Origin of the sequence: Novosphingobium sp. NBM11, assembly GCF_015390225.1 — a bacterium.
Taxonomy (GTDB): domain Bacteria; phylum Pseudomonadota; class Alphaproteobacteria; order Sphingomonadales; family Sphingomonadaceae; genus Novosphingobium.
Genome location: NZ_VUOG01000001.1, coordinates 214,278 through 235,671, shown reverse-complemented (window position 1 = coordinate 235,671; position 21,394 = coordinate 214,278). Strand labels below are relative to the sequence as shown.

Sequence of the window (21,394 nt, the reverse complement as noted above, 5' to 3'; positions counted from 1 at the left end):
TATGTTCTCGATTGGGGACCAAATAGCCATCACTGTAGGGGCAGGATTGAATGTCGCCACGCTGGACACGTTTATGGCTTTGTCCCCTCCCGTTGTGGGGCTCTGACGACCTCGAATTCGACCCCGGCGCTCTCCCCGCGAACGCGCTGCGATTGCTCGGTTGGCAACACCATCGCGTTTGCTCGGATGCCAACCTTCGCCAATTCCGCTACGGCGAATTCGGCGATTGAGAGAGCAGTTGCCTTGTTCTTATCGGACGCATTCCCATCCGAGTACCCACCCACCGTAATCCCCTGCACACCCCAGTGCTGGATTGCCCAAACTGCGTCATCCAAGCCCTGGCTTTGCTGAGGACGGCCATCTTCTAATTGCATGGCGACGAAAAGCCTTGGCTCAACGGGTGGTATGACCCGGACATTCCACCCCCCAGCCACCTGGGCGGCTGCTTGTTCGGCTTTTCGGTAGTCGCCGAGTTGCCAGCCTTCGGCTGCAAATGGAACCAGTTGAACGGTTCGCTCGGAGCGGTTGACCCAGAGTGCTTGGGTTGGAAGTCCGACGGCTTCTCGTATCGCAACAAGAGGAGGCACGTCGCGGGCGATACCGGCAGCAGATGTTTCCACGGCAGCGTCGACAATGGCGCGGGCTTGCGCTTGCACGTCTGCCGCAACAACCTGCTGCAGGTTCAGGCTTGGCCGCTCCCCCCACTCGGCTTCGAGCTTGCTCAGAAGCCTTCGTTCTGCATCATTTGTGTACTGTGGCGCGATCACAACGGCGTCCACGGAGGGTGCGCCGCGCAAGGGCCACCTGACCTGCAACTGGGCAATGTTTACGGGTTTGAGATTCAGTTCCTCGGTCAACAGGCGCCGGACTGTAGACTGCGCCTTTGCCTCGGCGGTTACACGATAGAGCGTCACGCCAAGTGGTGTGGCCAAGGCGGCAAAGGCTGCCATCCCTGCCAGGACATAGCGCGGTGTGATCTCCACGTTGGCCAGAGGTCGGGCAGCCCCGCTCAATCGGGCTATCAGGGCAAACGAAAAGGCAATTGCCGCCAGGTTGGTCAGGAACAGGAGGAAGGCACCGAGAGCGAAACTCATGTTCGCCACACCAAGCCCATAACCGACGGTCGCCAGTGGCGGCATAAGTGCGGTTGCGATGGCGACGCCGATCGCGGTCGCTCCCTTCTGCTGGACGGTAGCATAGGCTCCGGCGATGCCGGAGAAGACAGCTACGGCAAGGTCAAGCAAGGTTGGCTCGGTGCGGGCAATGATCTCGGGTGTCGCATTGCGGATTGGGCTGAGCCAAGTGAGCAGAACGCCGGTAAGGATGCCGATAGCCGCACCGATTGCGATAACCTTGACCGAATCCCGAATCTGGTGCCCGTCCAGCGAGGCAAAGCCAAATCCCATAGAGGCGATCGGCCCCATCAGCGGGGAAATCAGCATCGCCCCGATCACGACAGCCGTTGAGGATTGCAGCAGTCCGAGTGCGGCAATGCCGGCTGACAGCCCGCACATCAGCATGTACGATTTGGTAATGCGCCCTTCGTCGCGCACTGACTGGCGGAGCGATTTGCCGGCATCCCCCTTGAGGTCGGGGAACAAACCGGTCTTGTCGATCTGGGCGCGAAATGCGGCAAAAGACCTCACCGCATTTTCCCGGAATGTTACCCAACGGGATCCATTCGCAACAGGTTGTGGTGTCATTTATTACCCTCCCCACGGCTCTGCTTGCGTTCCCCAAGCCGTCCGATCAGGCCTCCGATACTGCCACCCTGGATGATCACTGAGAACAGCACGATGACGAAAGTGGCCGCGACAATCGACGTTCGGTAGGGGCCATTGGGAAGAGAAAGCGCAAGTGCGATCGAGATGCCGCCGCGAAGCCCGCCCCAGACCAGCGTAGGAACGGCAAGCGCCCCTAAATCGATCCTGCTGCGCAGCAAGGTGAGTGGGATACGAACCGACAGCCAACGGGCAAACAGCGCGAGAGGGATCGCCGCCAGGCCAAACAGCAGCAGGCGCGGCTGTCCGGTGATCAGCACCACTTCCAGGCCAATCAGCAGGAACAGTACGGCATTGAGAATCTCGTCGATCAGTTCCCAGAACTTGATGAGATAGTCGCGGGTCACGTCGCTCATCGCGCGCGCCACTCCAGCGTTGCCGATGAACAACCCGGCAACCGCCATGGCGACCGGTCCGCTGACATGGAGGGTATGGGCCAGGCTGTATCCTGCCATGACGAGCGCGAGGCTGATCATCACCTCGACACTGTAGTCGTCAATGGATTCCATCGAGCGGAAGGCAATCCAGCCTGTCACCAGGCCAAAGGCGACCCCGCCCAACGCCTCGCGGGCAAAATCGCTTGCAGCATGGCTCCAACTGAATTCATCGGCCCCGGTCGCTACGGCTAGAAGTATGGCGAAAATTACGACGCCCACGCCGTCGTTGAACAGGCTCTCGCCCGCGACGGTCGCTTGCAGGGATGGCGGGACCGCTGCACGCTTCAAGATAGCCATGACCGCGACCGGGTCAGTCGGACTGATCAGTGCTCCAAAGACAAGCGCCCATGGCAGAGGAACCTGCAAGCCCATGGCTCCGGCAATCCACCATGTCCCAACCCCGACAATGCCGGTTGAAAGCACGACGCCGAATGTCGCCAAGGCAAAGATCAGCGCGCGATTGGCGCGCATGTCGAGCCAATCGACATGGAGCGCCCCCGCGAAGAGCAGGAACGAGAGCATGCCCTCCATCAAGGCTGCATGAAAGTCGATCCCGGTCAGGAAGCGCTCGACCAGAGGCACCAGCCCCCAAGAGGGAAAGGCCGCTCCGATGCCGATTATCGCGAGAGAGGCCAGAGCGCCCATGAGCGTCATGCCCACTGCTGACGGAAGCCTCAGCAGCCGATGATTGGCATAGCCAAGCACCGCTGCCAGAAGGATCAGCACCGCTGCCACGTCGAATGGGGATAGGTTCGATTGGTGCATTGCCCGCTATCCCCATACCGATGTGATCAGGATCGTGCCGAGCACCAGCACCAGCACGGAAAGGGGTGTGCCAACACGGGCGTAATCGGAAAAGCGATAGCCGCCTGGGCCCCAGACAAGCGTGTTTGACTGGTGCCCGATAGGTGTCAGAAAATCGCAGGATGCGCCAATCGCAACGGCCATGAGCATGGCATCGACCGAGGCACCGGTCTCGATACCCGTCTGGGCCGCAATCGGCCCCATGATCAGCACGGCAGCGGCGTTGTTCAGGAATGGTGTGACGGCCATCGTCAGGCCAAGAGTTACCGCGACCATGAGCCATTCAGGCTGTCCGTGCCCGGACGCGCTGATCAGTCCGGCTATAGTGTTTCCCGCTCCGCTTTCCGAGAACGCCTGAGCCACCGGGATCAGGGCGGCGAGCAGGATTATGATTGGCCAATCAATGTCGTGATAGACTTGCCCTTTCAGCCTCCCGAAGACTCCAAGCACCGTCACCGCCAGCATAAGCGCGACGGCGAGATTGAACACGCCCGACGATGCCGCAACAATTGCGCCGAGCAATGCGAGCACCGGCAACCAGTCCTTTGCCGCCAGTCTCAGGTTCAGTTGCCGCTCGGCCAGCGGGAGCAGGTCAAAGGCATGGACAAGTTCGGCAACCCTCTCCAGCGGCACCTGAAGTAACACCACGTCGCCCGGCTGGAGTCGCAAGGCGGACAAGCCATCTGCGATACTCTTCCCCCTGCGACTAACGGCGACGAGTGCGGCCCCGTTTTGCGCGAGTAAGGCAGCGGCGTTGTCGCATTGGATGAGACTGCTGTGGTCGGTCACGACACATTCGCTGAAGGAGCCTTCAAGCAAATCGTCTTCAGCGTCGGACGCGAGTTCAAGCCCCAGACGATCAAGCACCTGCTCTACGACTGGCGCGCGTCCTTCGACTTGGATGATGTCGCCCGGCAACAGCGAACGGCTCAGACGTGGGGCCGTGACCAGAATGCCTCCGCGATCAATTGCATGGACTGCGAGGCGATCTTCCCCTGAACCAATCGAGGCCAGCTTTTCGACGGTGAGCGAGCGGGAAGCACTCTTGGGTACCCGGAGTTCGAAAAGGTAGTCGGCTATCCTGAATTTGAGAGGCTCGCCTTCGCTGGACGCGCGCGACGGTAGGAACCGAACCATCAGGATCGTCAGTACCATGCCCGCAAGAGCGAGCGGCAATCCGACGTAGGCGAAATCGAACATCCCGAATGCAGGTTTACCGTAATCCCCACGCAGTTCGGCCAGAATGACGTTGGGCGGCGTGCCGATCAGCGTCACCAGGCCGCCCAGCAACGAAGCGAAGGCCATTGGCATGAGGATACGGCTTGGCGATATTCGTGCCGACCGGCAGGTCGCCAGGGCTGCGGGCAACAGCAAGGCAAGTGCGCCGACGTTGTTCATGAATGCCGACGCTATACCGCACAAAGCCGAATAGACGATCGCGATGCCAATCTCCGCGCGCATCCAGCGACGGAACGGGCGTAGCGCGTGGGCAAGCATGCCGGACCGCGAGATTGCCGCGCTTACGATCATCACTGCGGCCACGGTGAGGACGACCGGGTCGGCGAAGCCGGTGAACGCCTGAGTGGCCGGCACCAACCCCAGCACCAAGCAGGTTGCGAGCATTAACAGCGCGACAAGATCGTGTCGCAGTCGATCGCTGGCGAAGCCGGCAAGGCCGCCCAGAAATATGAGGGAAATCAGGATGGCGTTGCTGGATTCGGGCATGGTACTTCAACGCTTAGTGCCTTTGCCGTTCCGGGCAAGGAGAACCCGGCAGGAATGCGCTTCTGTTGGGTCTGCCCAAGGTTACCAGCCAAAGCATAGCCATAGTTTGGGACAGGAATTTTAATGCGTTGGCGATTGCCGATCCTTGCTTTCGTTGCTGCACGGAATTCGCTGTGCCAAGGGTATTGGGCGGGAGGGCGGAATTTTGGAAGGATTGGACAAAGTGGTCGCCGAGCCGATCCTGAATTTCGGCAACACGGGCATTTCCCTGCGGTCGATCATCGTCGCGGGAGCCATTCTGGCTGTTGCTGCTTTCGCCATCTGGATCATCCGCCAATTGACGGTGCGCGCGCAGGGGAAGCTCGGAGAGGGGCGAGCCTCCACGCTTTACGTAGCCGGGCAGGTCGCTCGGTACATTATCGTATTCGCTGCCCTTGCCGCTGCGATCTCGGCCCTCGGCGTTGATCTTTCCGCTCTGTCTCTTTTCGCCGGAGCCCTGGGCGTCGGCATCGGCCTTGGCTTGCAGGACGTGGTCAAGAATTTCGTTTGCGGCCTGATCCTACTGTTCGATGGTAGCATTGAGGTGGGCGATTACGTCGAACTGAATGATGGAACCGCAGGCGCGGTGGCCGCGATCGGCCCAAGGGCGACGACCCTGCGAACCACCGATCATGTCGATGTTCTTGTGCCCAACGCCGAACTGCTGGGCGGCAAACTGACCAACTGGACACGCGACCGCGCGTCCCGGCGCATTCATGTTCCTTTTGGAGTTGCTTATGGCACCGACAAGGATGTCGTGAAGCTGGCAGCCCTGGAGGCCGCGCGTTCGGTGTCATTCACTCTGCCGGACAGCGATGATCGCAGGACGCAGGTTTGGCTTACGGGATTTGGCCACTCAGCGCTCGAGTTCGAACTTGTGGTCTGGCCATCGCTTGAGGCGGTGAAGCGTCCCGGCAGCATGATGGCAGCCTATTGCTGGGCACTGGACGATGCGTTGCGCAAGTACGGCATCGAGATTCCCTTCCCTCAGCACGACCTGCGAATCCGTTCCTACTTCGGACATGAAGGGCAAGCCGGAGTCGAAGCGGCGACGGGACGAAGCGGGATGCCTGCGAACGCCGTCAAAGCTTCGGCGTCAGATGCCTCTGCAAACGATGCCGCGGCAGACATCGTCGAAGGCAAGCCACTGTGAAGCCGGCTTTGCAATCGCGTCTGCATGAGCTGTATTTTGGAGGCTCGGGGGCAGCGCTGCGATTCCAAAGCTGGATGTTGCTCCTCGATGTCGCACTGATCGCGTTCTTCATTGTCGCGCCGTTCATTGAACGCGACACAGCTTTCTTTATTCTCGACTATGCGATCGCGGCCATCCTCGCGATTGACCTTGGCTTGCGGGCATTCGCTTTCGGTGATGTCAGACGTTGGTTGCGCCGCCCAATTGTCTGGGCCGACTTTGCTGTGTTGGCATCACTCGTCGCTCCAGTTTTCGCTGCCAATCTTGGTTTTCTGAGGATCATGCGAATCTACTCATTGGTCCAAGGTGAAAACCTCTGGCGCGTCGTTGCAAGCGGACGCTGGGTTGACACCAATGTTCAGGACACTGCCCGTGCGGCGGCCAACCTCGTCATTTTTGTTTTCGTGGCCGCATCGCTGGTGCACGCCGGCTTCGCCGGGCGTGCTAACCACATCAATTCCTACCTGGATTCCCTCTACTTCACTGTCACCACGCTATCGACCACGGGCTACGGCGATGTCGTGCTGCCGGGGCCATGGGGGAAAGTTCTCTCGATCATCATCATGATCGGCGGTGTTTCGCTGTTCATCCGCCTCGTGCAAGTGACCATGCGAGGCGCAAAGGTTCGTTTTCCTTGCCCGCAATGCGGGCTGCTGCGCCACGATCCTGATGCGATCCACTGCAAAGCCTGCGGCGCTCGCATCAGAATCCCGCACGACAATGATTGAACAGTTTCAAGCTATTAAAGTTCATCTCCAACCGGTGGGGTTTCCCGCTTCGCCCGATCAAGGAACGCCAGCATGTCGTTGGGCCGCGCCTTGCCGGCACGGCGCTTGAGGAAGTCTGACGCGGTTTCTACCACGCCGATCTTCTGGGCGATAGCGACCGCAATCCACTGGTTCAGCGAAACGCCGTCTTCCTTCGCAAGCCGGGCAGCGGCCTCCTTGACCGATGCCGGGAGCTTGAGCGGGTAGGATGCCTTGCTCATGATCGTAACTCCTTCAACAATTCTCCGGGTCGCAAAACCCGCAATCCGAACCTTGCTGCACCTTTGGCGAAATCTCGCACATTATGCGTGATCAAAGCATCGGCACGGCCATTGACCGCCGTTTCCAGAACCATTTCGTCATTTGGGTCCGATAACTGCGGTCGCCATTGAAAACTCACCTCAACCGCCTCACAGCCGCTCGCCAGTGCAGCAAGGAAGTGGTCGATGTCACGCAACCCCAATCCATGTGCGAGACGCTGCTCGGGCCGTTTCAGCACCGCCTCGTATTCGAGAAACAGCGCAGGCGTCACCAGGGGAGTAAGCCGCCCGTGAGCGGCCTCGCGTAGGACTGCATTGCTACCGCCAGTCGCGCTCCTCAGCGCCGTCACGATGATGTCTGTATCGAGGACGACTCTTGGCATATCCTATGAGATATCACTTGTTATGGGAGATTTCAATGGAGCGCCCTATCAGTCGCTCCACCGCATCCCCGACCTGCTGCGCTGCGTCCAGCAAGTGCTCGTCATCGAGATGGGCATAGCGGGCGGTCGATTGATGGTTCGCATGACCGAGTAACCGCCCGATCATGGGAAGTGTTTCCTTGCTCATCGCGGCATGGCTTGCAAAGGTGTGGCGCAGGTCATGGATACGCAGCTTACCGAGCCCGGCCTGCCCCAGGATCGACTCCCACAAATGCTGGATGGACCGCATCGGCCTGCGATATTGGTAATTCCAGAACAGCCAAGGAATCTTGGCATGTCGAGGCAGGCTGTCGATGACTTCGCGCGCCGCCGAGCCGAGCCAGACCGTGCGCGGGCCGGTCTTGCTGTCGCGCAAGAGCAGACGGCCACCCTTCACGTCCTGCCATTGGAGGGTGAGGATTTCACGGTAGCGGCAGCCAGTCAGCAAGAGCAGCGTGATAACCGCGCATCCTGAGCGGATCGTGAGATTGTCGCTGGCCCGTAAATCGGCAAGCACGTCGCCAAACCGCGCCAGTTCCTGCGCGGTTAGAAACCGTTCGCATTGCCTGCGCTTGTTCGGCCTGACCGACCGGCAGGGGTTGGTGTTTTCGAGCCGGTATCCCCAAACCTCAGCCTTGTTGAGCATGTTCTTGAGGATTTCGAGCGTGCGGTTCGCCGCGCCGGGGCCAGTACGATTGTTGAGGTCGGCGAACCATTTGGTCACATGCTCTTCGTTCAGTTCGTCAATGAACACGCCCTTGAAGGCGTTGTCGAGATACTGGCGGCGGTAGCCGTCGTGCGTAGCCAAGGTCGATGCCTTCCACTGCGGCGACCAACGGGACCAGTATTCCTCCAGAAAATCATCGAACCGTGGGGCGGAGCGGATACGCTTGCGGTCGGTCGCCGGGTCACGGCCGACTTGCGCGTAAGCGATCACGCGCCGCGCGACCATCTGCGCCTGATGGCGGGTCAGGACCGAGGCCGGGCCAATGGTGACCGTCCGCAGCCTCCCCGCCATCCTCGTCTGCACGATGTAGACATTGCGGCCGCTGGGGTAATGACGGATGCCGAAGCCGTGCTCGATCCCGAGCCAGGTCGTGGACCGTGCCTTTCCCTTCGGCACGAGAAGGAAATTGACGTTCGCTCCTACCTCGGCGAGCGCCTCCTCGACGATCCGCTTGAGGCTGGCAGCGGTCACGGGCGAAGGCCAATCGCCTGCGCCAGCGATCCCGCAATTCGATTAGCAGCATCGCCGATTACGTCATCGGAGAGGTGCGCGTATTTTGCGGTCGTTTCGGGCAGGACGTGCCCGAGCAGCTTGCCGATTGTCGCAAGCGGCACGTTGTCCATTATCGCGGTGGATGCAAAGCTATGCCGCAGATCGTGAATGCGGACATCGGGCAAGGCGCAACGACGCCGGAAAGGAAGCCACCAATTGTCAAGAATGATTGGCTTCGTGCCGGACTTGTTGGGGAAAACAAGTTCGACGCCGTCTCGTCGGTTGATGCCTTCCAGAACTTCGAGCGCTTGGCAATTGAGCCAGATTGTCTTGGCTCCTGTCTTGCTGTCCGGCAGCAACAGTCGCGGCGGCTGCACCCATTCCCAGCGAAGGTTCAATATCTCGCCAAGCCGTGCGCCCGTAAACAGCAGCAACCGCACGATTGCCACTTGCGCCGGATAGGATGCCTCCTCCTCACGCAAAGCCGCACCGATCCGGCGATACTCAGCGGGCGACAGGTATCGCTCTTTGGGTTCGCGCTTGTAGCGCGGCATCCCCCGGCAGGGATTGGAGCCCCTGCGCCGGAGTCGCAATGCCTCCGCGTATTTGAGCAAGGCTGCCAATACCGGCACCGAGCGGTTGAACTGGCCCTCACGACTTCCCGCGAAACTATCGCGCCAGCGGTGAACGTCAGCGGGCATAATGTCGGCAACGCGCATTGGTCCAAACTCTGGCGCAATTACGTTTTTCCAAGCGTGAAAGTTGCGACTGATCGTCGACGCTTTCCACACGCGAGATAGGTCGTCCCAATAGGTGTCGACAAAGTCTGACATGATCGGTGTGGCCTTGACCACAGTGCGCTTAGGCAAACCATCCAGCGCCACCTCGGCGAGCAGCCGCCGCGCCTGCGCCCGCGCAAGCTCGGCCGCCAGGTCATCGGATCGGCCCAGAGTGATCCGGCGATGCTTCCCACGATGCCGGAGACGCACGAACCAATAGTAGTTGCCGCTTGGCCTGACGCGCAGGCCGAAGCCGGCCAACTCGGTATCCCAGATGCAGTATTCCGTCTCGCGCAGCGGCAGCTTGCGCCGCGCAAAGTTGCCATCGAGCAGTGCCCGGCGCCCGGGCTTTCGCTGCATGGGGACCATCTGGCCATCGCCAATATCAAAACTGGGGTCAGAAGTCGCGGAAATCCGGTCATTTGCGGGGACCGGATGGCCTTCAGTGGCATACCCGCCGCCGAGCAATCCCAGCATCTCGCGCACTGATTTTACAGCATTTTTTCCCATGCACTCAGCAGTACACTGCGTACGGAATGCCCGCGTTCGGGATGCTCCCGCATCGAGGCGAACTCGGCGTCGGTCAGGCGTCCGGCCTTGTTCAGGATCGAATCATCGATCGCCATCTTGCCGATATCGTGCAGCAAGCCGGCCATGCCGGCCTCACGCACCTTTTCCTCGGAGAAATCCAGTTCGCGGGCAAGGTTGATCATCAGCGCCGAGACGGTCACCGAATGCATGTAGGTGTATTCGTCCTTGCGCTTCAGTCGCAGCACCGACGTGAGCGTGGAATTGTTGCGCGACAGCGAATCCGCGATTTCGTCCACCAGCGGTCCGAGCTTTTCGGCATCGATGGTATCGCCCGAGCGAACCTGCTTCAGAAGCTGGGACATCAGGCGACGCGCAAGGTTCACGGTCTTGCGCGCCCGGCCGAGTTCGGCTGCCATGGAGCAGGTTTCGGGCGCGGCGGGCTTCTGGCGCGCTGCCGGTGCGATCGGGGCGAGCCGTGGCTTGGCGCTTTTGCGCGAGGTCGCGCGGGGCGGCGCAGGCTGGGGCGCGGGTGCGGCGGCGGGCGGAGGAGCGGGCTGGTTCGCGGCCTTGGGAGGGTCGACCTTGATGTCGAGACCCTTGTCGGTATCGATGATCACGCCGGAAATCCGCGCAGAGCGCAGCGCGTCCACATCGTCGCTATGCTCCAGAAGGAACTTGCCACGCCAGAACGGGTGGAAGAACCACACGCCCTTGATGGCATGAATCCACATGCCGGCGCGGACCTGATCCTTCTCAATCTGCTTTAGCGCCATTGGCAACCGACCTTCATATTCAAAGCCTGACCCAAACTGCTCCGTGCGATACGGACGCAGGTTCGTCCGCTTCGGTTCGCGTAACATTCAGGATGGTTCCAAATCGTAAACGTCGCGTACAAATTTGGGGGGCGTGAAAGTGCCATGTTTGCAACCCGCGCTGCGCTGGCGAGGTGCTGCCGAATATAGTACAAAAAAATCAGTAATTTGTGCGGCTTTGGCGGTGCGGCGAAAGCTGGCCGCGCCATCCACCTTTTTCAATCGGAACGCCGATTGTGACCGGTGCCGCCACGCGAATCGCATCCGGCGGCACTGTCACAATCGGAGCGAGCGGTTTACCGGAACGGAGGCTCGTTAAACGCGCGCAGTTTGCGGCTGTGCAGGCGCGGGCCTTCGGCACGCAGCAGCGCGCAGGTGGTGGTGCCGATGGCCAGGTGCGCGGCGATGGCTTCCTCGTAGAACCGGTTGGCCTGCCCCGGCATCTTGATCTCGCCGTGCAGCGGCTTGTCGGAGACGCACAACAGCGTTCCGTAGGGCACGCGGAAGCGATAGCCCTGCGCCGCGATCGTGGCGCTTTCCATGTCGATGCCGACCGCGCGCGACAGGCTGAACCGCCGTGCGGACTGGGTGTAGCGCAACTCCCAGTTGCGATCGTCGGTCGTGACGATCGTGCCCGTGCGCATACGCTTCTTGAGGTCCGCGCCGCCGGTGCCACTGACCATCTCCGCCGCCTGCGCCAGCGCTCGCTGAATCTCGGCGATGGCGGGAATCGGGATTTCCGGCGGCAACACGGGATCAAGCACGTGATCATCGCGCAGATAGGCGTGGGCGAGCACGTAATCGCCGATCTTCTGGGTGGGGCGCAGCCCGCCGCAATGGCCGATCATCAGCCAGGCTTCGGAGCGCAGCACGGCCAGGTGATCGCAGATCGTCTTGGCGTTGGACGGGCCGACGCCGATGTTGACGAGCGTGATGCCTGAACGATCGGGAGCGATCAGGTGGTAGGCCGGCATCTGGTGCCGCCGCCAGGCGGTGTCGGACAGGCGCGCACGGGCGTTGTCGACCGGCGCATCAAGGTACAGCCCGCCCGCGCCCGACAGCGCGATGTGATGGCCATCGCCCACCTGTTGCGCCGCCCAGTCCACGAATTCATCCACATAGCGGTGGTAATTGGTGAACAGCACGTAGCGCTGGAAATCGTCGGGCCGGGTGCCGGTGTAATGCGCCAGCCGGGCAAGGCTGAAATCGGTGCGCAGGCCATCGAACAAGGACAGCGGCAGCAGTCCTTCGTATTCGGGCACGTCCAGCCCGTCGGCAATCTCGTCGCCGATGCGGGCCAGTTCGGTGGTGGGGAAGTGCTGCGCCAGATCCTGCGGCGTCACCCCGTTCATCTGCGCGCCGTCGCTGCCGTCCAGCACGTAGGGAAACGGGATTTCCTGCCGGGACGGGCAGACTTCGATCCGCACTTCGTAGTCGGACAGGATCAGCGCGAGCTGCTCCGCCAGGTAGTCCTCGAACAGCGCCGGCCGCGTCACGGTGCAGGCATAGGTGCCGCGCTCGATCAGCCGGCCGAACGAGCGCGTCGAATGGTCGCCCAATGTCTGCCCATCGAAGTGGATGCGCAGTTCGGGATAGCAGTAGCTGCCATCGTGGCGCCGTTCGGGCGGGGGCGGGGTGCCTTGCGTGGCGAAAGCGGCGATATCCGCGCGCAGGCAGGCCACGGCGGCGTCGAAAATGCGGGAAAGCTCGGTGATGATCGTTTCAGGTGTATCCATCGGCAGTATGTAGCGCGCAATCGGTGACGCTGCAAAGACGGCTTATGCCGCCACGGCGGAGCGGACCGCTATGGCCGGGGCGGGACCGGCAGGTTAAGAAGGTATGATGCGGTTTCGGGCGAATATCGGTGGGGCAATGGCGCTTTTGCTGGCGCTGTCCGGCTGCGCGGGCGGCGGTGGTGGCGGTTTCCGTCCGGTCAGCGATACGCCGGTGCGGATCGGTCCGGCCTATACCGTGCGTGGGCAGACTTACGTGCCCGCCGCCAGCCCCACCTATGATATGCTCGGCTATGCCAGTTGGTATGGCCGTGAATCGGGTAACCGCACCGCCAACGGGGAAGCGTTCATTCCCGGCTGGATCACCGCCGCGCATACCACGCTGCCGCTGCCGAGCTACGTGGAAGTTACCGCGCTTGATAGCGGCCGCCGGATCATCGTGCGGGTCAACGATCGCGGACCGTTCGCCGGCCGTGCGCGGATCATCGACCTGTCGCGCGGCGCGGCGGACCAACTCGGCGTGCGCGCGCAGGGCCAGGTGGCGGTGCGCGTGCGCCGGGTGGAACCTGCCGAGGAGGACCGTGCCCGCCTGCGCCGGGGCCAGCCCGCGCGCCCGCTGCCGCCCGTTCCCGAACCGATCCTGCGCAACCTGCGCGGCCAGCTTTCGGCGGCGGGGTTCTGACACAACAAAAAAGGGGCACCCGTGGGGCGCCCCTTTTCCGTTTGCTTGTCGCGAAGCGATCAGGCTTCCGCGGCGCGTTCTTCCAGCAGTTCCGCCGGGATTTCGCCGGGTTCGAGGTTCGGATCGACTTCCTCGGTGAAGCCGCCGGCTTCGTTGTCGAACATCGCGTCGATCACGTTGACGCCCTGCGACTGGAGTTCGGCTTCGTCCGGCGAACGGGCGACGTTCACCTTGACCTGAACCGAAACTTCCGGGTGCAGCGCAACGCGGACCGGGAACACGCCGATGGTCTTGATCGGGCGTTCGAGAACGATCATCGCCTTTGACACCTTGGCGCCCTGATCGACCAGGGCTTCCACGATGTCGCGGACCGAAACCGAACCATAGAGATGGCCGGCGTTCGACGACGCGCGGATGAGCACGACTTCCTTGCCTTCGACCGAACCGGCTTCCTTGCCGGCTTCCTCGCGGCGGGCCGCGTTATCGGCTTCGATGCGGGCGCGGTTGGCTTCGAAGACCTTGCGGTTGGCTTCGTTGGCGCGCAGCGCCTTCTTGTTGGGCAGCAGATAGTTGCGCGCGTAGCCGTCCTTGACGGTCACTTCGTCGCCGATGGTGCCCAGCTTCTCGATGCGCTCGAGCAGGATGATCTGCATGGGTAGCGCTCCTTACTTGACGATGTAGGGCAGCAGGCCGATGTGCCGGGCGCGCTTGATCGCCTGGCTCAGCTCGCGCTGCTTCTTGGCCGAAACCGCGGTGATGCGGCTGGGGACGATCTTGCCACGTTCGGACATGAAGCCCTGCAGCAGGCGCACGTCCTTGTAGTCGATCTTCGGCGCGTTCTTGCCCGAGAACGGGCAGCTCTTGCGGCGGCGGAAAAACGGACGAGCCATCTCTTATTCCCCTTCGCGTTCGCGGCGACGGCTACGGTCGCGTTCGTTCTTGCGCATCATCACCGACGGGCCGCCTTCGTGCTCGTCCACGCGGATCGTCATGTAGCGGATGACGTCTTCGTTGATCTGCGTCTGGCGCTCCAGCTCGGCCACCACGCCGGCGGGGGCGTCGATGTTGAGCATCACGAAGTGCGCCTTGCGGTTCTTCTGGATCTTGTAGGCCAGCGAACGGAGGCCCCAGGTCTCGGTCTTGGTGACCTTGCCGTTGTTGCTCTCGACGATTTCCGTGGCGGTGGCGGCAAGCGCATCGACCTGAGCCTGGCTCAGATCCTGGCGCGCCAGAAAGACATGCTCGTAAAGCGGCATGCTTCGCGTCCTTTCATCTTCTAACCGATCGCTGGCTGATCCGCGGGATTGCGGGGCCCCTCCGGCTTTCTTCGAATCCCGTAAGTCACGGGAAGCTGCGGCCCTTAGCGGATTCCAGGCGGAACGCAAGGGGCTTCGGTCCGTTCGCGGGCTTGATCGCGCGTCACGCAAGGGGTCATAATGGCACGAAACAACTCCGGGAGGATGTCCGATGCCCGTTACCGTCGATCGCGAAGGAGCGGTTGCCATCGTCACGCTCAACCGGCCGGAGGCGATGAACGCGCTGTCGCGCGCCATGCGGGCCAGCCTTGCCCGCGCCATGCAGGAACTGGACGGCGACGACGGCATCCGCGCTGTGGTTCTGACCGGAGCAGGGGAGCGCGCCTTTACCGCCGGGCTGGACCTCAAGGAACTGGGCGCGGACACGTCCAACCTGGGCGCGGCGAATGCAGAGGCGGCGGAGGAGAACCCGGTCAAGGCGATCGAGCAGTGCCGCAAGCCGGTGATCGGCGCGATCAACGGCGTCGCCATCACCGGCGGGTTCGAACTGGCGATTGCCTGCGACATCCTGATCGCGTCCGAGAACGCGCGCTTCGCCGATACCCATGCGCGCGTGGGCATCATGCCGGGCTGGGGCCTTTCGCAGAAACTCTCGCGCCTGATCGGCATCGCCCGTGCCAAGGAGCTTTCGCTGTCGGGCAATTTCATCGATGCGCGCACTGCCGTCGATTGGGGGCTGGTCAATCGCGTGGTCCCGCCGGCGGACCTGCTCGCCACGGCGAAGCGGCTGGCGCACGACATTGCCGGGGCCGATCCGGCGATGGTCACCGCCTACAAGAAGCTGATCGACGATGGCTATGCGCTGCCGTTCGGCGAGGCGATCGCGCTGGAACATCGCGTGTCCGTGGCGGCCAACAGCCAGGTCAGCGCCGGCGACGTCGAGGCGCGACGCCGCGCGGTGATCGAACGCGGCCGCAGCCAGAAGGGGTAAGCCGAACTCTCAACGCGGCACGAGGTGTGCCGTTTCGGGCACCGGGGTTACCGGCGCGCGATCGGTGAACCAGCGGACGAGGTTTTCCACCTGCAATGCGCCCATCGCCGCGCGCGTCCGTTCCGAACCGGAACCGACATGCGGTAGCAGCACCGACCGGGGATGGGCAAGCAGGCCTTCGGGCACCCGCGGTTCGTGCGCGTAGACGTCGAGCCCGGCGGCGAGGATGGTGCCATTCGCCAGCGCCGCCACCAGCGCGTCCTCGTCCACGATCGAGCCACGCCCGATATTGACGAGGATGCCGTCGGGGCCGAGCGCGGCGAGCACCGCGGCATCGACCATCTTGTCGGTCTCGGCCGTTCCCGGCGCGGCGACGATCAGCACATCGCAGGCCTGCGCCAGCGCACGGGCATCGGGATACCACGGGTAATCCACGCCTGGCTGCCGGGTCCGTCCGTGGTAGGCGATTTCCACCCCGAACCCTTCCAGCCGCCGCGCGATCGCCTTGCCGATGGCCCCTAGCCCGAGGATGCCCACGCGCCGGCCGCGCAGCGAGGGGGACAGGCGGAAGCGCTCCTGCGGCCACAGCCCGGCGCGCAAATGCCGTTCGGCTTGCGGGATCTGCCGGATCGTCGCCAGCAGCAGGCCCAGGGCGAGGTCCGCCGTCTCGTCCACCAGCACGCCGGGGGTGTTGGTCACGATCGCGCCGGCTTGCACGGCGGCGGCGACGTCCACGTTGTCGTAGCCCACGCCGAAGCTGGCGATGATCTCCAGCGCGGGCAGGCGTTCGATCAGGTCGGCGCGGACCTTGCCGAACAGTGTGGTCGTGGCGATTCCCCGGATCCGCGCGCCGTGTGCGGCGAAAAAGGCGTCCGGATCGTCCTGCTCCCACAGCCGGTGCACGGTGAAGGTCGCTTCGAGCGCTTCGGTAACGCCCGAGCGGATCGGGGCGGTGACGAGAATGTCGATGCTCTGCAAGGCGTTGGGCAAGGCGTTGGGGGACGTCATGTGCCGCTCATGGATCGACGGCGCGGATCCGGCAAGGCCATGGTTCCTTGCGGCGCGCGTGCGGTGTATCGCTAGCGGCGGGCCGGGGGCGAGTCCGTATCTCCGGTCGATGGAGAGACGTTGCAATGAACAAGGCTATCCTGCTGGCGCCCGCTCTGGCGCTGTCGCTTGCCGTTACCCCCGCATTCGCCGCGACCACGATCCTGACCGCGACGCTGGCCGGCGCCAACGAGCCGGCGGGCGGCGATCCCGACGGCACGGGTTCGTTCCGCGCGGAACTCGATCCCGACAGCGGCGATTTCTGCTACACGCTGTCCGGCGCGAAGATCGCCAAGCCGACCATGGCCCACGTGCACACCGGCGCGGCCGGCGTCGATGGGCCGCCGCTGGCCACGCTGGAAGTCACCGGGCCGACCAGCGATGCCTGCATCGCCATGGAGCCGGACCAGATCAAGAAGATCCTCGCGGACCCGGCAGGGTTCTATGTGAACATCCACACCGACGATTTCCCCAAGGGCGCGGTGCGGGGACAGCTCGCCAAGCCGTGATCTTCGCGAGGCAGGGAGCAAGGTGATTCCCACCCCCAGCCCCTCCCGCAAGCGGGAGGGGAGCGAGACTTGCGTCGCCGCAGGCGGCGTTAGTCGCAGCGGGGTGGGCAATCCAAGCGTCTCATTCGCCAGCGATACAATCGCCCTAACGCAAATGGAGGCCGGCATCGCTGCCGGCCTCCACTGCCGCCGCCCTCAGGCGGGTTCCTTCGCCAGACCGTGCCTTCTGTCCGAAAGCGCGCCATCCGGGGCGCGAAGCCCCTAGGCCGTTGCCTGGGCGATGCTTGCGCATACCTTCGGCAACTGACGCTTCCTGCATCCGGGCCGGATCCTGCCGGCGGAGCAGGGGCGGCGTTGGTTCCCGCTGCCGGCCTTGCGGCCATGGGCGGGCGTTTTCCCTTCGTGTCCGGGCACCGCTCCCTCGGGTCGAGCCGAGATGGCGCGCCGTCGGACGGACCCCCGCGGGTCTGAAGGATCGGCGCTGCGTTCCGCTTTCGCCGTAGCCAGACCTTTCGCGCCGGGTGGAGGCAGAGCCCTTGCCGCGCGATACGCCCCGCTGGCGTTTTCGATGCACTCACCGTGACGATCTGTCCGGTCACACGTCCTCGCTCCACCGGGCACGGATGATACCCTGCGGCCGATTGAAACGCGTACTTTCCAGATCGGGTCTCTGGAGAAAAACTCCTGAACTCATCGGCTTGCGCTTCAGATTTCGGGTCGCTTTCCCTTTCGACAAGGCAATGCTGCGCCTGCGGCCTGAGTCGCGCAAGCGGAAACCCCGGAAGTTATCCACAGGCAATCGGTTTGCGGTGGACAACTTGAATCAGCCCCGTCAGAGAGGCCGGCTTTCGTTTTCTGATTCGGATGCTGACCGGTTCCCGACCGCTCAGCGGTCCCGCTGGGCCAGCAGACGCAGGCGCAGCGCGTTGAGCTTGATGAAGCCGGCCGCGTCCTTCTGGTCATAGGCGCCGGCATCGTCCTCGAACGTCACGTGCCGTTCCGAATAGAGGCTGTCGGGCGACTTGCGGCCGACCACCGAGGTAAGACCCTTGTAGAGCTTGAGCCGCACGGTGCCGTTTACGCGCGCCTGTGAATGATCGATCGCGGCCTGCAGCATCTCGCGCTCGGGCGCGAACCAGAAGCCGTTGTAGATCAGCTCCGCATACTTGGGCATCAGCTCGTCCTTGAGGTGCGCGGCCCCGCGGTCGAGCGTGATCGATTCGATGCCCCGGTGCGCGACGGCATAGATCGTGCCGCCCGGCGTTTCGTACATGCCGCGGCTCTTCATGCCGACGAAGCGGTTCTCGACGAGGTCGAGCCGGCCGATGCCGTGCTTGCGGCCGAGTTCGTTGAGCGCGGTCAGCAGCGTGGCCGGGCTCATCGCCTCGCCATTGAGCGCTACGCCATCGCCCTTCTCGAAATCGATGGTGATGTATTCCGGCTGGTCGGGCGCGTCTTCCGGGTTGACCGTGCGCGAATAGACGTAGTCCGGCGTCTCGTCCCACGGGTTCTCCAACACCTTGCCTTCGGACGAGGTGTGCAGAAGGTTGGCGTCGGTGGAGAACGGGCTTTCGCCGCGCTTGTCCTTGGGCACGGGGATCTGGTGCTTTTCGGCCCAGGCGATCAGCGCGGTGCGGCTGGTGAGGTCCCATTCGCGCCAGGGGGCGATCACCTTGATCGAGGGATCGAGCGCATAGGCCGAAAGCTCGAAGCGGACCTGGTCGTTGCCCTTGCCGGTGGCGCCGTGCGCAACCGCGTCGGCGCCGGTTTCCTTGGCGATCTCGATCAGGCGCTTGGAAATCAGCGGCCGCGCGATCGAGGTGCCGAGCAGGTAATCGCCTTCGTAGCGGGCGTTGGCGCGCATCATCGGGAACACGAAATCGCGCACGAATTCCTCGCGCAGGTCGTCGATGTAGATATGCTCGGCCTTCACGCCCATCAGTTCGGCCTTGGCCCGCGCCGGCCCGAGTTCCTCGCCCTGTCCGAGATCGGCGGTAAAAGTCACCACCTCGCAATTGTAGGTCACCTGCAGCCACTTGAGGATGACGGAGGTGTCAAGGCCGCCGGAATAGGCAAGGACGACGCGCTTGATATCGGACATGATCGGCGATTCCCCGTGAGATAAGCGCGCGGCGCGTAACAGGACGGGGGCCGTATCGCAAGCGGCCGGCCCATCCGGACCGGCCGCGCAGGAAAGCGGTGGTTGAAGGGCGCCGTCAGTCCGAGGTGGTCAGCAGCGTCTTCCAGATCAGCCCGCCGATCGCCGCGCCCGCCAGCGGCGCCACCCAGAACAGCCAGAGCTGGTGGAGGGCGTCGGTGGTGGCGACGAAGGCCACGCCGGTCGAACGCGCCGGGTTGACCGAGGTGTTGGTCACCGGGATCGAGATCAGGTGGATCAGCGTGAGCGCGAGGCCGATGGCGATCGGCGCGAACCCGGCCGGAACGGCGGAGGACGTCGATCCCAGGATCACGATCAGGAAGCCGGCGGTCAGGATCGTTTCGATCAGCAGCGCCGAATGCAGCGAATAGCCGCCGGGCGAGAGCGCGCCATAGCCGTTCGAGGCGAAGCCGCCCGCTTCGAAGCCGGCCTTGCCGCTGGCGATGGCATAGAGCGCCGCCGCCGCGATCACCGCGCCCAGCACTTGTGCGATCCAGTAGGGGATCAGGTCTTTCCAGCCGAAGCGCCCGGCCACGGCGAGGCCCAGCGACACGGCCGGGTTGAAATGCCCGCCCGAGATGCCGCCCACCGCATAGGCCATGGTCAGCACCGTCAGCCCGAACGCCAGCGCCACGCCGGCGAACCCGATGCCGAGTTGGGGGAAGGCGGCGGCCAGCACGGCCGATCCGCACCCGCCGAACACAAGCCAGAACGTGCCGAATCCCTCGGCAGCCAGTCTCTTGATCATGATCGTTCCTCTCCACTTACCCGGGTTTTTTCCCCTTTTGGTATCGTTGCCGCGCGGGCTGGCTATTCCGCCGCCTGCTTCAGCGCGGGATCGAGATGCCAGGCCGGCGCGGTATCGTTGGCGCGCAGGCGGGCGCTTTCCTCCACCATCCGGTCGCGGATCATCGGGATCGCGTCGCGCCGCTTCACGTACTGGAGCTGCCAGTTGACCAGCCCGCCATAGCGGAACGCCTGCTCCGCCCCGGCCAGGTAGAATTCCCACATGCGGTAGAACCGCTCGTCATAGAGCGCCACGATCTCGTCGCGGTGCAGTCGGGTGCGGTTGTACCATTCTTCCAGCGTGTGCGCGTAATGGAAGCGCATGGCTTCCACGTCGGTCACCTGCCAGCCGGCCTTCTCGCTCTCGCTCACCAGTTCGGACAGCGCGGGGATGTAGCCGCCGGGGAAGATGTACTTGCGCGTCCAGGCATCGGTGGAGCCGGGAGGGCCGGCGCGGCCGCAGCAATGCGAGAACATCACGCCATCAGGCTTGAGCAGGCGGTGGGTATGCTCGAAGAACGCCGGATACTGCGGCGTGCCCACATGCTCCAGCAGACCGACCGAGGTGATCCGGTCGAATTCGCCCTGCACGTCGCGATAGTCCATCAGCTCGAACTTCACGCGGTCGGCAACGCCCAGCTCGGCCGCGCGTTCGCGGCAGAACTCGATCTGGTCGGGCGCGAGCGCCACCCCCAGCACGTCCACGTCGTAATGCCGGTGCAGATAGAGCGCCAGGCCCCCCCAGCCGCAGCCGATATCGAGCACGCGCTTGCCCGATGAGGTGGCGCGGTCGAGATTGAGCTTGGCCGCGATGTGCGCCTTCTTGTCGAGCTGCGCCTGTTCCAGGCTGATCGCCGGATCGCGGTAATAGGCCATGGTGTATTGCCGGTCCTCATCGAGGAACAGCTCGTAGAGCCGGCGGGTGAGGTTGTAGGTATATTCGGCGTTCTTGCGGGCCGAGCGCCGGTCGTTGAAGCTGTCGACCGTGGCGGCGACCCGGTCCAGCAGCTTGCGCAGCGGCCCCTTGGCGCCCAGCGCGCGCTCGTGATCGCCTTCGGCATTGAGCGCCACGAACAGCACCAGATCGCGGATGTCGTGCGGCGGTTCGATCACCATCCGCCCGTCCATATAGGCCTCGCCGGCGCCCACGCGCGGATAGCGCGCGATGTGCGTCGAGGCGCCCTTGTCGGTCAGCCGGATGCGCAAGGGCGCGTCCGTGCCCGGCCCATAGGCGTATTCCTTGCCATCGTGATCGATGACGATGAGCCGACCCTTGCGGATCAGCCGGCGAAGCATCTGGTCAAGCAGCCACATCGACATGGGAGACTATGGCAAAGCGGAGGCGAGGCAAGGGGGAATCGAACCATGTGGCGGACAATGGCGTAGGTTGCGTGGGGGGGCAGGAATGCCGGCTTTGGGGGTAAAGGTTTGTAGGTAGAGCTTCTTAATGCTGAAACCTTCTAT

Annotated in this window: 21 protein-coding genes; 5 read left to right on the top strand and 16 right to left on the bottom strand. The window is 63.4% G+C overall.

The window, feature by feature from the left end:
* Positions 1-71 precede the first annotated feature (71 nt).
* Genes F1640_RS01170 through F1640_RS01160 form a run of 3 tightly spaced genes read right to left on the bottom strand, consistent with a single transcriptional unit; the run spans position 72 to position 4,747 of the window.
* Positions 72-1,703 (bottom strand): DUF389 domain-containing protein, encoded by a 1,632-nt coding sequence (locus F1640_RS01170; protein WP_126027362.1) that lies wholly within the window; start codon positions 1,701-1,703, stop codon positions 72-74.
* A complete protein-coding gene (locus tag F1640_RS01165; protein WP_126027360.1) occupies positions 1,700-2,983 on the bottom strand; it encodes a sodium:proton antiporter in 1,284 nt (427 codons plus the stop codon). Before F1640_RS01165 ends, F1640_RS01170 begins: the two co-directional genes overlap by 4 nt.
* A 6-nt stretch (positions 2,984-2,989) precedes the next feature.
* Positions 2,990-4,747 carry an SLC13 family permease gene (locus tag F1640_RS01160; protein WP_194917333.1) on the bottom strand — a complete coding sequence of 586 codons (1,758 nt, stop codon included), beginning with the start codon at positions 4,745-4,747 and terminating at the stop codon, positions 2,990-2,992.
* Between the two features lie 145 nt (positions 4,748-4,892).
* Between F1640_RS01160 and F1640_RS01155 the strand changes: the two genes are divergently transcribed.
* Together F1640_RS01155 and F1640_RS01150 are read left to right on the top strand one after the other, a co-directional pair.
* Positions 4,893-5,939 carry a mechanosensitive ion channel family protein gene (locus tag F1640_RS01155; protein ID WP_194917331.1) on the top strand — a complete coding sequence of 349 codons (1,047 nt, stop codon included), beginning with the start codon at positions 4,893-4,895 and terminating at the stop codon, positions 5,937-5,939.
* Complete coding sequence (locus F1640_RS01150; RefSeq protein WP_206694603.1) at positions 5,936-6,706, top strand: ion channel; 771 nt, start codon at positions 5,936-5,938, stop codon at positions 6,704-6,706. The genes F1640_RS01155 and F1640_RS01150 overlap by 4 nt, the downstream gene beginning before the upstream one ends.
* 14 nt (positions 6,707-6,720) lie before the next feature.
* Here F1640_RS01150 and F1640_RS01145 read toward each other — a convergent pair whose 3' ends face one another.
* From F1640_RS01145 to F1640_RS01120, 6 genes are all read right to left on the bottom strand, one after another.
* The gene (locus F1640_RS01145) at positions 6,721-6,966 is read right to left on the bottom strand and encodes a toxin-antitoxin system HicB family antitoxin (protein ID WP_126027352.1); all 246 of its coding nucleotides are present in this window, start codon (positions 6,964-6,966) and stop codon (positions 6,721-6,723) included.
* Positions 6,963-7,388 carry a putative toxin-antitoxin system toxin component, PIN family gene (locus F1640_RS01140; RefSeq protein WP_126027350.1) on the bottom strand — a complete coding sequence of 142 codons (426 nt, stop codon included), beginning with the start codon at positions 7,386-7,388 and terminating at the stop codon, positions 6,963-6,965. The genes F1640_RS01145 and F1640_RS01140 overlap by 4 nt, the downstream gene beginning before the upstream one ends.
* Before the next feature lie 13 nt (positions 7,389-7,401).
* Positions 7,402-8,625, bottom strand: coding sequence for a tyrosine-type recombinase/integrase (locus F1640_RS25750; RefSeq protein WP_194917330.1), 1,224 nt, complete (start codon positions 8,623-8,625; stop codon positions 7,402-7,404).
* On the bottom strand, positions 8,622-9,902 hold the full coding sequence (locus F1640_RS01130) for a site-specific integrase (protein ID WP_255530425.1): 1,281 nt from the start codon (positions 9,900-9,902) through the stop codon (positions 8,622-8,624). Before F1640_RS01130 ends, F1640_RS25750 begins: the two co-directional genes overlap by 4 nt.
* Before the next feature lie 14 nt (positions 9,903-9,916).
* Positions 9,917-10,729, bottom strand: a complete 813-nt coding sequence (locus tag F1640_RS01125; RefSeq protein WP_194917328.1) for an HD-GYP domain-containing protein — start codon at positions 10,727-10,729, stop codon at positions 9,917-9,919.
* A gap of 335 nt (positions 10,730-11,064) precedes the next feature.
* The gene (locus F1640_RS01120; RefSeq protein WP_124808701.1) at positions 11,065-12,504 is read right to left on the bottom strand and encodes an AMP nucleosidase; all 1,440 of its coding nucleotides are present in this window, start codon (positions 12,502-12,504) and stop codon (positions 11,065-11,067) included.
* Between the two features lie 106 nt (positions 12,505-12,610).
* On the opposite strand from F1640_RS01120, the gene F1640_RS01115 reads away from it, so the two are divergent.
* Entirely contained in the window at positions 12,611-13,183 is a 573-nt protein-coding gene (locus F1640_RS01115) for a septal ring lytic transglycosylase RlpA family protein (protein WP_194921021.1), read from the top strand.
* Between the two features lie 59 nt (positions 13,184-13,242).
* On the opposite strand, the gene rplI is transcribed toward F1640_RS01115, so the two are convergent.
* From rplI to rpsF, 3 genes are read right to left on the bottom strand one after another with little or no spacing between them, the layout of a single operon-like run.
* Complete coding sequence (gene rplI, locus F1640_RS01110; RefSeq protein WP_124808700.1) at positions 13,243-13,836, bottom strand: 50S ribosomal protein L9; 594 nt, start codon at positions 13,834-13,836, stop codon at positions 13,243-13,245.
* Between the two features lie 12 nt (positions 13,837-13,848).
* Positions 13,849-14,073: a 30S ribosomal protein S18 gene (rpsR, locus tag F1640_RS01105; RefSeq protein WP_011445073.1), complete on the bottom strand. Its 225-nt coding sequence runs from the start codon at positions 14,071-14,073 to the stop codon at positions 13,849-13,851.
* 3 nt (positions 14,074-14,076) lie between these two features.
* Entirely contained in the window at positions 14,077-14,439 is a 363-nt protein-coding gene (rpsF, locus tag F1640_RS01100) for a 30S ribosomal protein S6 (protein ID WP_124808699.1), read from the bottom strand.
* A gap of 211 nt (positions 14,440-14,650) precedes the next feature.
* Here rpsF and F1640_RS01095 point away from each other — a divergent pair, with 211 nt between their 5' ends.
* A complete protein-coding gene (locus tag F1640_RS01095) occupies positions 14,651-15,430 on the top strand; it encodes an enoyl-CoA hydratase (RefSeq protein WP_194917327.1) in 780 nt (259 codons plus the stop codon).
* Between the two features lie 9 nt (positions 15,431-15,439).
* Here F1640_RS01095 and F1640_RS01090 read toward each other — a convergent pair whose 3' ends face one another.
* Positions 15,440-16,438 carry a 2-hydroxyacid dehydrogenase gene (locus F1640_RS01090; protein WP_194917325.1) on the bottom strand — a complete coding sequence of 333 codons (999 nt, stop codon included), beginning with the start codon at positions 16,436-16,438 and terminating at the stop codon, positions 15,440-15,442.
* Positions 16,439-16,563: 125 nt separating this feature from the next.
* Here F1640_RS01090 and F1640_RS01085 point away from each other — a divergent pair, with 125 nt between their 5' ends.
* Positions 16,564-16,986 carry a CHRD domain-containing protein gene (locus tag F1640_RS01085; RefSeq protein ID WP_124808696.1) on the top strand — a complete coding sequence of 141 codons (423 nt, stop codon included), beginning with the start codon at positions 16,564-16,566 and terminating at the stop codon, positions 16,984-16,986.
* An 886-nt stretch (positions 16,987-17,872) separates the two neighbouring features.
* On the opposite strand, the gene F1640_RS01080 is transcribed toward F1640_RS01085, so the two are convergent.
* From F1640_RS01080 to F1640_RS01070, 3 genes are all read right to left on the bottom strand, one after another.
* Complete coding sequence (locus F1640_RS01080; RefSeq protein WP_194917323.1) at positions 17,873-19,087, bottom strand: argininosuccinate synthase; 1,215 nt, start codon at positions 19,085-19,087, stop codon at positions 17,873-17,875.
* 115 nt (positions 19,088-19,202) lie between these two features.
* A complete protein-coding gene (gene aqpZ / locus F1640_RS01075) occupies positions 19,203-19,892 on the bottom strand; it encodes an aquaporin Z (RefSeq protein WP_124808694.1) in 690 nt (229 codons plus the stop codon).
* 62 nt (positions 19,893-19,954) lie between these two features.
* Positions 19,955-21,244, bottom strand: a complete 1,290-nt coding sequence (locus F1640_RS01070; RefSeq protein WP_194921019.1) for a cyclopropane-fatty-acyl-phospholipid synthase family protein — start codon at positions 21,242-21,244, stop codon at positions 19,955-19,957.
* Between the last annotated feature and the right edge of the window lie 150 nt (positions 21,245-21,394).

Excerpts from the sequence above, each read along its gene's own strand:
- F1640_RS01145 (WP_126027352.1), bottom strand. The coding sequence starts at position 6,966 with ATGAGCAAGGCATCCTACCCGCTCAAGCTCCCGGCATCGGTCAAGGAG.
- F1640_RS01080 (WP_194917323.1), bottom strand. The coding sequence starts at position 19,087 with ATGTCCGATATCAAGCGCGTCGTCCTTGCCTATTCCGGCGGCCTTGAC.
- F1640_RS01160 (WP_194917333.1), bottom strand. The coding sequence starts at position 4,747 with ATGCCCGAATCCAGCAACGCCATCCTGATTTCCCTCATATTTCTGGGC.
- F1640_RS01085 (WP_124808696.1), top strand. The coding sequence starts at position 16,564 with ATGAACAAGGCTATCCTGCTGGCGCCCGCTCTGGCGCTGTCGCTTGCC.
- F1640_RS01140 (WP_126027350.1), bottom strand. The coding sequence starts at position 7,388 with ATGCCAAGAGTCGTCCTCGATACAGACATCATCGTGACGGCGCTGAGG.
- F1640_RS01170 (WP_126027362.1), bottom strand. The coding sequence starts at position 1,703 with ATGACACCACAACCTGTTGCGAATGGATCCCGTTGGGTAACATTCCGG.
- rpsF (WP_124808699.1), bottom strand. The coding sequence starts at position 14,439 with ATGCCGCTTTACGAGCATGTCTTTCTGGCGCGCCAGGATCTGAGCCAG.
- rpsR (WP_011445073.1), bottom strand. The coding sequence starts at position 14,073 with ATGGCTCGTCCGTTTTTCCGCCGCCGCAAGAGCTGCCCGTTCTCGGGC.
- F1640_RS01130 (WP_255530425.1), bottom strand. The coding sequence starts at position 9,902 with ATGCTGGGATTGCTCGGCGGCGGGTATGCCACTGAAGGCCATCCGGTC.
- F1640_RS01115 (WP_194921021.1), top strand. The coding sequence starts at position 12,611 with ATGCGGTTTCGGGCGAATATCGGTGGGGCAATGGCGCTTTTGCTGGCG.
- F1640_RS01125 (WP_194917328.1), bottom strand. The coding sequence starts at position 10,729 with ATGGCGCTAAAGCAGATTGAGAAGGATCAGGTCCGCGCCGGCATGTGG.
- F1640_RS01070 (WP_194921019.1), bottom strand. The coding sequence starts at position 21,244 with ATGTGGCTGCTTGACCAGATGCTTCGCCGGCTGATCCGCAAGGGTCGG.
- rplI (WP_124808700.1), bottom strand. The coding sequence starts at position 13,836 with ATGCAGATCATCCTGCTCGAGCGCATCGAGAAGCTGGGCACCATCGGC.
- F1640_RS01095 (WP_194917327.1), top strand. The coding sequence starts at position 14,651 with ATGCCCGTTACCGTCGATCGCGAAGGAGCGGTTGCCATCGTCACGCTC.
- F1640_RS01165 (WP_126027360.1), bottom strand. The coding sequence starts at position 2,983 with ATGCACCAATCGAACCTATCCCCATTCGACGTGGCAGCGGTGCTGATC.
- F1640_RS01120 (WP_124808701.1), bottom strand. The coding sequence starts at position 12,504 with ATGGATACACCTGAAACGATCATCACCGAGCTTTCCCGCATTTTCGAC.
- aqpZ (WP_124808694.1), bottom strand. The coding sequence starts at position 19,892 with ATGATCAAGAGACTGGCTGCCGAGGGATTCGGCACGTTCTGGCTTGTG.
- F1640_RS01090 (WP_194917325.1), bottom strand. The coding sequence starts at position 16,438 with ATGACGTCCCCCAACGCCTTGCCCAACGCCTTGCAGAGCATCGACATT.